Source organism: Paenibacillus naphthalenovorans, from assembly GCF_900099895.1.
Classification (GTDB): domain Bacteria; phylum Bacillota; class Bacilli; order Paenibacillales; family NBRC-103111; genus Paenibacillus_G; species Paenibacillus_G naphthalenovorans.
This window is the reverse complement of record NZ_FNDY01000061.1, coordinates 1-9,478: the sequence shown is the minus strand read 5'-3', so window position 1 is coordinate 9,478 and position 9,478 is coordinate 1. Positions and strand designations below refer to the sequence as shown.

Genomic DNA, 9,478 nt, shown 5'->3' with positions numbered 1-9,478 from the left:
CGATTCTCCGTGTTTTCTTTGCAGATGAATTCGACAAAAGTGCCTCTAAACCCTTGTGACATAAGGATTTTTTGATTATTCAGCAAGCCCTAATTTAGCAATTTCAGACTTTGGATCATATTGCTGATCGGATAAAGTAAATTCCTCCAAAATGCTCCCTTTTTCCATTACGGCTACTTTATTGCAAATTTTTCTCACTACATCCATCTCATGCGTAACGATCACCATGGTTATATTTAGCTCCTGATTAATTTTCTTCAGAAAAGCCAGAATGCTTTCCGTTGTCTGGGGATCTAAAGCGGATGTAGGCTCATCGCACAATAAAATTTTGGGATTCGTTGCCAAGGCCCTCGCAATGGCAACTCTTTGTTTCTGACCTCCGCTTAAGCTGGATGGATATTGATCTGCTTTATCCTCCAATTGAACAATGGAAAGGCATTCTTCGATTATATTTTTACGTTTAACTCCTGGTATTCCGGCAATTTCTAATGGGAAAGATACGTTGTCATAAACGGTTTTATTATGAATCAGGTTGAAATGTTGAAATATCATGGAAATCGATTGCCTTGTATGCCGCAATTCTTTCTTTTTTAAAGTCATGATATTTTTTCCTTCGATGAGAACCTCTCCTTCATCGGGTTTTTCAAGAAGGTTAATGGTACGGAGCAGAGTCGACTTTCCCGCCCCGCTGAAACCGATAATCCCATAGATATCCCCTTTTTCTACATTCAACGATACGGATTTAATCGCTTCAAAGGTTACGCCCTTTTTAACTTTATATATTTTCTTTATGTTTTTTAATTGTATCATTTCATGACCGACCTCCTTTATTCAAATACAGGAATAATATCCCCCTCAAATGTTGTCTCAATAAATTTTTTAACATCCGGTGAATGCAGGACGGTTTTTAATTTTTCAATTTTTTCGTCATTTTGGTTATCGGCTCTGGTAGTAATAACGCCAATAAATTCAGATGTCGAATCTTCCGCCAGTAGCGCATCTTTTAAATGAAGCCCCACAGCGGTTTGATAACCGCCTAATATAAACGCCAGATCTACATCATCCAGAGATTTGGCCGACATCCCTTGATCCAGTTCCACAATTTTGAAATTTCTCTTGTTTTCAATGATATCTTTTTTGGTAGCCGATAATCCTACCCCTTCTTTTAATTTGATGAATCCATGTTGTGCCAGGAAATCAAGCGCTCTTCCGTTATTGGAAGGGTCTTGCGGTATACTGATTGTTGCCCCGTCGGGAATATCGTTTATGTTTTTATAACGGTTAGAATAAAGTCCGGAAGGCCAAGCCAACACAATAAATTGCTGCAACCAATTGAGTCCCGTGTTGTTTGTTGTAGGATTCCATGTAAGGAATATGCTGAAAAGCGTTGGCATCCACACTTTTATCATTCACGAGTTCATTCGGCTGAATAATGTCATTTACAAATTGGATTTTTAAATCGATACCTTGCTCTTTCAACTTGGGTTGTATATATTCGAGTATTTCCGGAAAACCATTAAACGAAGGATTCGTTGCTATCACTAATGTATTCCCTTTTTCTTCACCAGCATTAGTGGCTGCCTGCCCGCAGCCGCTTACCAGAACCATCAAGCTAATGATTAAACTAAAAAACGAAATTCTTTTCATGTTCTCCTCCAAAAACTTCTGTTATTTTTTGTAAATCTTTTTTTCGGGATGGTGCATCTTTTAGTTCCATAGATCATCCGTAATTCCTACAAGTTTTTTCCCGATCATTTCACGCGCGATATGATTAGACGGCCCCATGGCGATACCTGCGCGGGCATCCCGGTATAACCTCTCCAGCGTTCCTTCGCGGTAGCCGAATCCTCCGCTTACATCAAGTCCAATTTGGGCAATCTCGTTTGCTGCATCGGAAGCCAATACTTTAAATTCAAGCAAACTGCTTTTCAGTTCTTCCGGAGCGTATTTTTCTCCGCTTTCCAGCCATTCATCCAGTTGTAAAGCCAAATCTTTCTGCCAGGCCTGCAGGCCGGCCGTTAAAATTTTCGCTTTTGCCAATTGACTGCGAATAATTTGATAATCACTTAATGCCTTATTCACGTCTTGATGGACTTTCCGCTTGGCGTAAGCGAGTGTTTCGTCCAAAATCCCGATAACCGTTTTGAACAATTTCCTTTCCCTCGCCTTCTTCGCCTAAACGATCCTTTTCATCTACATAAACATCCCGAAGACGAAGCGAAGAGCTGTGATTTCCACGCACTCCCATTGCGGACCATTCTCCGGGTTCTATCCCTTCTTGATGGCCATCCACGATAAAATAGGTGATGTCATCCGGCGATTTGGCATTTGGCGTTTTCGTCTGGAATACATAAAAATCCGCAAATCCGCTGCTCGTAGTAAAAGACTTTTGTGAATTAATAATATAACCGTTATCCTTTCTTGCGGCTTCACTCAGGTTGTACCAGTAATGGCCTCCGGTCGCTCCTTCGCTGGTCGAAGTCGTTCCGAACTTTCCGCTGCGGACAGGTTTCAACCAACGTTCCCACTGCTCCTCATTTCCGTGGGCGTATATCGTACGGGCTGCCTCAACATGCATGGTGTAGATTAATGCGGTGGAGGGGCATGCCTTCGCAATTTCCTGTACAGCAATCCCAAAGGCCGAATAGTTTAATCCCCATCCCCCCAATTTTTCCGGCAGTAAAATGCCGTTAAATCCCTCCTTCGCAAGAGCGGCAATATTTTCACTTGGAAATTCTTTATTTCTATCAATACGATCTGCATTGGGGCGGATCACTTGTTCCACAATTTTACGAATGTTTTCACGTACTTCATCGAGTATCAACGCGGCATTGTTTTTATTTTCAGAAATAATTCCCGACATAAGGCTGCAAGCCTCCTTTTATAAAATTTCTCTGGCAAACCGTACCTGCTCCGTACTTTTGGCGTTAAGCGTCCTCAGATTGTCCCTCAATGTTCCGTTTTCAACATATTCCGTCCTTGCCAACCCGTGTTTTTGTAAAATCGGCACCACCAGCTCCACAAACTCTTCCAACGAACCGGGCATATAGGCCGGGCTTAAGAGAAAGCCGTCCCCTTCCACTTCGTTCATTGTCTCTTCCATCCAATCGGCTACTTGCTCCGGCGATCCAACCAACTGGGGAGTCATGACGCCTCGGCCGTGTAACATCCCTGCCTCACGAATGGTTGCATTTGCAGAGCTGCTGTGTTTATAAGCGTCAATCATTCCCTGAATCCCCGGCACTTTTAAATCGGCAATGAATTCGTCAAGACCGTGTTTGGATAAATCGTAGCCCAAGTGTCCGGACAAGATCGTTACCCCCGCTTCGGCCGGAACGAGAGCATTGTGGAGTGCGGCTTTGGCACGGGCGATGTCCTCCGTCTCTCCAACAAACACTTGCAATCCAAAACAAACCCTGACATCATCCGGGTCGCGCCCAACTTTCACTGCCTCTTCTTTTAAACGATGATAATAAACCTTCATGGCTTCGCGATCGGGCTGAAGGGTAAAAATAAGCTCAGCGTGCTTGGTCCCGCGTGTCGATTGACCCGCCTGAAGGATGACGGGGCGCCCTTGCGGGGAACGATCAATATTCAGCGGGCCTTTGCACCTAAACCATTTCCCTTCGTGGTGAATCGGATGCACTTTTTCCGGATCGGCAAAGATGTTATTTTCTGCATCCATCACGATCGCATCCGGCTCCCAGCTTTCCCATAACTTGTAACATACCTCCATATACTCATCCACCCGATCATAGCGCTGATCGTGGGATAAATGGTATTGTTCGACATTCAACCCAAGGTTTTCGGATGCATTCTTATGAAAAGCGGTGACGACATTCCAGCCGACACGTCCGCGTGACAGGTGATCCAGCGTGGCCAGTTTTCGCGCAAGAATGTATGGCGGATAACCCGCCACCGAGAACGTCATGGTCAGGCCAATATGTTGGGTGACCGCACCCATAAATGACATCAAGACCGACGGTTCATAGCACGGCACTTGCGAAGCGTAGCGCACGGCACTTTTGTAGCTGTTCTCATACTCGGAATAAATGCCTTCCGTATCGGCAAAAAATACGGCATCGAATTTGCCTCTTTCGGCGATGCGGGCAATCTCCTGCCAAATCTCCGGACGATTCCATTGAAAAGCATTCGTCATCGTCATATTCCGCGGATGTTTCCACGTTGCGCTGCTGTGATGAGTGACAGGCGGCATCATATACTGGAGCAAGTGCATTTTCTTTTTCATGAGTTATTTCCCTTCTAGAATTGTAAGGAAAAACGATTTCGATATTGGCGTCCCGGGTGGTGGTCCGGTAATTGGTCATAGCCGAATAAGTTTTTCCGGAAAGTACCTTCCTCATAATCTTTACGGACAAGACCCCGCGATTGTAAGACCGGAATCACATGATCCACAAAGTCTTCAAATGTACCGGGCGTTACCGCATAAGCGATATTAAAGCCGTCAACTCCCGTTTCATCTATCCATTGTTCCATGATGTCAGCAATTCTTTCCGGTGTGCCTACGCCTACCAGGCCCATTCCCCCGACCCCTACGAAGTCGGCAACCTCTCCTATGGTCCATTGCTTGTTTGGGTCGATTTTCGTAAATGTTTCAATCGCAGAATGAATCGCATCATTTTTTACATATTGAATTTTGTCATCCGGGGCGTATCCGGCAAAGTCTACACCGGTCCACCCTCCGAATAACGCCAGGCTGCCTTCATAACTGACATAGCTTTGATACTCACGGAACTTCGCTTCCGCTTCTTCTTGTGTACGTCCAACAATGGGGGTAAATAAGGAAAGAATCTTGATTTCCTCCGGATTGCGGCCGGCCTTTTTGGTCTCTTCACGCAATGCCTGCACAAATGTTTTGCCGATTTGTTCGGTTGGAACGCTAATAAACACAAGTTCGGCATGTTTAGCTGCAAATTGGCGGCCTCTTTTGGAAGCACCCGCTTGAAAAATGACCGGTGTCCTTTGTGGTGAAGGTTCGCATAAGTGTGCTCCGGGCACCTTATAATATTTTCCTTCATGTCGAATATCGTGTACTTTCCCGGGATCGGTATAAAGCTTTTGTTCTTTATCCAATACGACAGCATCGTCCTCCCAGCTGCCTTCCCAAAGTTTATAAACAACCTCCATATATTCATCAGCAATTTCATAGCGTTCATCATGGTTGATTTGTTGATCCAGCCCAATATTAACCGCAGCACTGTTCAAATAAGAAGTAACGATATTCCAGCCGATACGCCCTTTGGTCAGATGATCCAGCGTAGACATACGCCTTGCAAAAATGTAAGGATGCTCATAGCTTGTGGAGGCCGTAAGTCCAAAACCTAAATGTTTTGTCACTTGGGCCATGATAGGCACGACAAAGGCCGGATCATTAACGGGAACCTGTGCGCCCTGGCGTACCGCCGGGTCACGCGACCCCCGGTAAACATCATAGGTGCCTAACACATCGGCAAGAAAGATGGCGTCAAATCGTCCCCTTTCCAAAACCTTGGCTAAATGGGTCCAATATTCCGCATCTTTATAGGTTGATGATTTGTCCTTCGGATGTGACCATAGACCCGGAGATTGATGTCCTGCGCAATTCATATCAAAAGCGTTCAAATATATTCTTTTTTTTGTCATGTCCATTTCCTCCCGGCTATTTTCATTCTATGGATCTGCAGTTTGACCATATTTATCAGGAATAAGCGCTCGGGATTGGATATTCCCCGGTTAACAGCCATTTCCCGATATTTTTTCGCTTATATTCAATCGGGTTATGAAGAGAATGAAGACGAACATTTCGCCAGAACCGATCGAAGTTATTTTTTCTTGTCGCGGAGCGCGCCCCCATGACTTCAAAAATATTGCTTGTCACATTTAGCGCCACCTTTGTGCCAAAAGCATTGGCCGCACCTGTAAACAGAACCGTTTCCCCCCGTTCCTCCGCAGTCAGCGACCGGTCTTTCGCCCAAGCTTCGTCTACTTTTTCACCGGCTTTTTCTACCAGCTGCACGGCCGCTTGAACATCAATCCAAAAATCGCCATAACGACGTTGAATAAACGGATCATCTATCGCCTGTTTATAATCGGTCAGGTACCAGGGGCGCGATTTGGAAAGGGTATAATTCCTTGCTTCTTCCAATGCCCCTTCCGCACTTCCTACAAAAACATTGGCCAAAATAATTTGTGAAAGGATAGCATCCAAAGTAAAGAAAGCAGTACCTTCGGATTCGGATTTATCTAAAACTTCCTCCTCTTCCACTACTACATTATCAAAGGAAACGGAACCGCTGTCCGTTTGCCTTTGACCAATCCCATCCCAATCGTTATTCACCGTTACACCTTTTCGGGCAGTTGGAATCATCCCTGCATACGCTTTTCCATCCTCGGGATTTTCCCACAAAATTAACAGACGGTCCGAATCCCGGGAGCCGGTACTAAATGTGTTGTAGCCGTTCAGAATAAAACGGTCGCCTTCTTTTTTTCCAATTAAAGTAGGCTCGATGGGATTAAACGAATTTCCCCAAAACCAATTGTTTTTCGCCGATTCCGTATAAAAAAACTCCTTTTGTTTTGCCGTGCCCGCAAAATGCGGTGTGACTAAATGCAAAAAATGATAGCCGTATAAGTGAGCAAGCGAAGCATCGGTTTTTGCCAATTCACGAACGATGCGGAGCACCAGAGACCAGGGCTGCCCTTCGCCGCCGTATTCCGCAGGAATTAAAATGGTTAGCAGTCCGCTTTTTCGCAACGCATCCCGCTGTTCTTTAGCAGTACCACCGGCTAGATCGCGTTCTGGCGCATCTTTTGCAAACTCTTTGGCAAGTAAAGCTGCTTTTTGCAGGAAGACATCCGGTTCTTTGACTACAGTCGTTTTCATGGTTCTCCCTCTTTCTCGTATATTTTATTTTTATAGACATCATCAATGGATCATCGCGCAATGGCCTGCATTGCAAAAATTTCTCCATTAAAAAAGAGGATTTCAATTCAAGCCATGCTTTGAATTGAAATCCTCTAGTCGTCTAGTCGGCATTTTTTGAAATTATACTAAATTAATTAATCCTATGTGTCAAGTAGGGATACTTCTTGAAAATGGATGCTGTTCCTAGTAAAATTTGTTCCAAGCCAACGGGCGGTTTCTTGCAGAAACCGACCTTTTGGCGACCGGCCCAAAGTTTTGGACAATGGATTCGAGGAGGGAAACAGGTGGAAAAAGACATGAACAAGCGTTTTTCTTTGGAAGAAAAAACTCGTTTGCTTTGGAATGCTTGGCAGGAAGACAAAACCATAAAGGAGCTGGCTTCAGAGCTCGGCGTCCGTCCGGAACAGATTGCCCGGTGGAAACGCGACATTTGCGATCAATTGAAAAAATCCATGGATAACGCCGGCTGCGAAACCAATGAACAGACCGATGCAGAGAAATTAACCGCCCAGCTTGAATGGCTGAAGAAAGCATTGGCCTCCCACCTGTCCCGTAAGGAAAGAGCGGAACTGATCGACAGGTCTCCGGATGCCCTGCCCCTAAGTACGCAAACCCGGCTGCTCGGATTAAACAGGTCCAGCTTATATTACCGGCCCGTTCCCCGGAAGGAATTGATCAAGAAGAGAGTGGCGGAGGTGCAAAGCCTTTACCCGTATTGGGGTTCCCGGCGGATCGCCAAGGCGCTTCAGCGGGAGGGTTTGAATGCAAACCGCTCAACGATTCAACGGTACATGCAGGAGACGGCCCCTGAAATCTCCGTGACAACCACGGCGCCCGGCCAGGATAAACGCAGTCTGGAATACAGCTTGTACGCCTATTTGAACCAACGCGCCAATCAAAGCTCTGCAAATGAAATCCTGGAAATGGATATCCCTGCGGTCCGCATGCAATATGGCTGGATGGATATTTATGGCGGCTACCACTAATCGATTGTCTAAAATTTTAATACCGTCTTGTAATATTGGAGCAGTTTCATACCATTGACTTTATTCTTTTTTATCGAACCGGATCTTTATGATAAAAAAATAAAATGGAAAAAGCGCCGAACAATGCGGAAAAAATGACGACGACGCCTACCATTTCGGAATCATTTTTATCCTTGTCTGAAACGATATTGACTACATATACTGTCTTTTTGTCATACAGCGATGCTTTACCTCCATCCAGTCCATTCATAAGATTATCGACTGTAATCTTGTCCAGCTTCACAAGCTCTTTCCCTTTGTCCGGTTGAGGCTTGGCGGGTTGAACGCCGCGGTTTGACGGAGCTTTGTCAGTGATCGAGATAGCTTGTGTCTTGTCATCGTATATAGGGTATGGATGTCACCTGAAAAATGCATTACTGATCGAAATGCCGCCTTGGAATCAAGTTAAGCCGGCCTCAAGCTTGACATCTCGAACTAGTTTATGCAATACTCCGTTACAATACAGGAGGCCTAACTATGAACAAAGATCAAATCCGATGGATCTTCTTCGATCTTGGGGAAACGCTGATCGACGAATCAGCACCCATATCCGAAAGTATCCGTCAATTTACCGAGCAAGCCGCTCTTTTGGGCTATACATTTCGCCCCGATCAAGTACAAGCCGCTCTGCAGGAGGCTTACCGGAAGTTCGCCCCATTTCCGATGCGCAGTGTGATGGAGGCATGGGTTCCCTCGGAAGAGCATCGGGCGCAAATCAAGCGGGGCATGACGTACCGGAAAAATATGGAGCGCCCATTTCCGTCGGCCTTGACCCTCCTACAGTCCTTGTCTCGACAGTACCGTATCGGCATCATTGCCAATCAGGGGCCCGGCACGCCTGCAAGACTGGAAACCTACGGCTTCTCTCCTTATATCTCCGTTTGCTGTGCATCGGCCGAGGCGGGCATGGAAAAGCCCGATCCCCGCTTTTTCCTCATGGCTCTGGAACAAGCGCAGTGCCGGCCGAAGCAGGCGGTCATGATCGGCGACCGGATCGATAACGATATCATCCCCGCCAAGCGTCTGGGCATGAGCGCGATCTGGGTCCGGCAGGGAGACGCGCGCTTTCAGCCCATTCCCGCTGGAGCTGAAGCCCCGGACGCCATCTGCGAAACGATTGATGAAATACCGGCTTTGTTTATACCGTAAGTCCGCATACCGAACCGAAGCGACGGTAAGACGGTAGATTCCTAGAATGTTGTACTGCAAACGAATAAGCGTATTCGAAAAAAACTCGAATACGCTTATTCGTTCAAGTGGTGAAAAATGTATCATCGTCCCTCTCATTTTAAAACAGTAATTTATAAATTACATACCCTATAAGCAATATTAAAATTAAAATTCCGGTGCCTTTCCATCCCAAACCGCCAACGAGATCAGCTAAATTTCCAAATTCAGCACGATTTACTCCATCACTAAACGCACCAGCAGGATTTTTTTTCTACGACTGACCAATTAACTAACAAGGATTTCCAAAGCCTCTGTCGAAATAGTTAATAGCTAAATTTGACGGAGGTTTTCGTTGATG

11 protein-coding genes and 1 pseudogene are annotated in these 9,478 nt (G+C 45.6%); 2 read left to right on the top strand and 10 right to left on the bottom strand.

The features are described from left to right. Positions 1-75: 75 nt before the first annotated feature. The 8 genes from BLT35_RS25670 to BLT35_RS25645 are packed head-to-tail and all read right to left on the bottom strand — an operon-like array spanning position 76 to position 6,883. Positions 76-810, bottom strand: a complete 735-nt coding sequence (locus BLT35_RS25670) for a methionine ABC transporter ATP-binding protein (protein WP_074730195.1) — start codon at positions 808-810, stop codon at positions 76-78. A gap of 17 nt (positions 811-827) precedes the next feature. Next, the gene (locus BLT35_RS25665; RefSeq protein ID WP_217634758.1) at positions 828-1,313 is read right to left on the bottom strand and encodes a MetQ/NlpA family ABC transporter substrate-binding protein; all 486 of its coding nucleotides are present in this window, start codon (positions 1,311-1,313) and stop codon (positions 828-830) included. Beyond that, complete coding sequence (locus BLT35_RS26360; RefSeq protein ID WP_083351432.1) at positions 1,282-1,647, bottom strand: MetQ/NlpA family ABC transporter substrate-binding protein; 366 nt, start codon at positions 1,645-1,647, stop codon at positions 1,282-1,284. Before BLT35_RS26360 ends, BLT35_RS25665 begins: the two co-directional genes overlap by 32 nt. A 60-nt stretch (positions 1,648-1,707) precedes the next feature. Continuing rightward, positions 1,708-2,082: an acyl-CoA dehydrogenase family protein gene (locus BLT35_RS28010; protein ID WP_309225064.1), complete on the bottom strand. Its 375-nt coding sequence runs from the start codon at positions 2,080-2,082 to the stop codon at positions 1,708-1,710. Continuing rightward, complete coding sequence (locus BLT35_RS25660) at positions 2,075-2,863, bottom strand: acyl-CoA dehydrogenase family protein (protein WP_309225065.1); 789 nt, start codon at positions 2,861-2,863, stop codon at positions 2,075-2,077. The genes BLT35_RS28010 and BLT35_RS25660 overlap by 8 nt, the downstream gene beginning before the upstream one ends. 18 nt (positions 2,864-2,881) lie before the next feature. Beyond that, positions 2,882-4,249, bottom strand: coding sequence for an LLM class flavin-dependent oxidoreductase (locus BLT35_RS25655; RefSeq protein WP_074730194.1), 1,368 nt, complete (start codon positions 4,247-4,249; stop codon positions 2,882-2,884). Positions 4,250-4,263: 14 nt separating this feature from the next. After that, positions 4,264-5,643, bottom strand: coding sequence for an LLM class flavin-dependent oxidoreductase (locus tag BLT35_RS25650; RefSeq protein ID WP_062406621.1), 1,380 nt, complete (start codon positions 5,641-5,643; stop codon positions 4,264-4,266). Positions 5,644-5,698: 55 nt separating this feature from the next. Next, positions 5,699-6,883, bottom strand: coding sequence for an acyl-CoA dehydrogenase family protein (locus tag BLT35_RS25645; protein ID WP_074730193.1), 1,185 nt, complete (start codon positions 6,881-6,883; stop codon positions 5,699-5,701). Between the two features lie 326 nt (positions 6,884-7,209). Between BLT35_RS25645 and BLT35_RS25640 the strand changes: the two genes are divergently transcribed. Further along, a complete protein-coding gene (locus BLT35_RS25640) occupies positions 7,210-7,911 on the top strand; it encodes a transposase (protein ID WP_074730192.1) in 702 nt (233 codons plus the stop codon). A gap of 70 nt (positions 7,912-7,981) precedes the next feature. Here the strand turns inward: BLT35_RS25640 and BLT35_RS25635 are convergent, their stop codons facing one another. Continuing rightward, on the bottom strand, positions 7,982-8,161 hold the full coding sequence (locus tag BLT35_RS25635; RefSeq protein ID WP_217634757.1) for a hypothetical protein: 180 nt from the start codon (positions 8,159-8,161) through the stop codon (positions 7,982-7,984). 266 nt (positions 8,162-8,427) lie between these two features. Here BLT35_RS25635 and BLT35_RS25630 point away from each other — a divergent pair, with 266 nt between their 5' ends. Next, positions 8,428-9,099 (top strand): HAD family hydrolase, encoded by a 672-nt coding sequence (locus BLT35_RS25630; RefSeq protein ID WP_054820126.1) that lies wholly within the window; start codon positions 8,428-8,430, stop codon positions 9,097-9,099. Between the two features lie 139 nt (positions 9,100-9,238). On the opposite strand, the pseudogene BLT35_RS27740 reads toward BLT35_RS25630, so the two are convergent. After that, positions 9,239-9,391: pseudogene (locus BLT35_RS27740) on the bottom strand (DUF6366 family protein); the annotation flags it as partial. Between the last annotated feature and the right edge of the window lie 87 nt (positions 9,392-9,478).

Excerpts from the sequence above, each read along its gene's own strand:
- BLT35_RS26360 (WP_083351432.1), bottom strand. The coding sequence starts at position 1,647 with ATGAAAAGAATTTCGTTTTTTAGTTTAATCATTAGCTTGATGGTTCTG.
- BLT35_RS25655 (WP_074730194.1), bottom strand. The coding sequence starts at position 4,249 with ATGAAAAAGAAAATGCACTTGCTCCAGTATATGATGCCGCCTGTCACT.
- BLT35_RS25645 (WP_074730193.1), bottom strand. The coding sequence starts at position 6,883 with ATGAAAACGACTGTAGTCAAAGAACCGGATGTCTTCCTGCAAAAAGCA.
- BLT35_RS25660 (WP_309225065.1), bottom strand. The coding sequence starts at position 2,863 with ATGTCGGGAATTATTTCTGAAAATAAAAACAATGCCGCGTTGATACTC.
- BLT35_RS25630 (WP_054820126.1), top strand. The coding sequence starts at position 8,428 with ATGAACAAAGATCAAATCCGATGGATCTTCTTCGATCTTGGGGAAACG.
- BLT35_RS25635 (WP_217634757.1), bottom strand. The coding sequence starts at position 8,161 with ATGAATGGACTGGATGGAGGTAAAGCATCGCTGTATGACAAAAAGACA.
- BLT35_RS25670 (WP_074730195.1), bottom strand. The coding sequence starts at position 810 with ATGATACAATTAAAAAACATAAAGAAAATATATAAAGTTAAAAAGGGC.
- BLT35_RS25650 (WP_062406621.1), bottom strand. The coding sequence starts at position 5,643 with ATGACAAAAAAAAGAATATATTTGAACGCTTTTGATATGAATTGCGCA.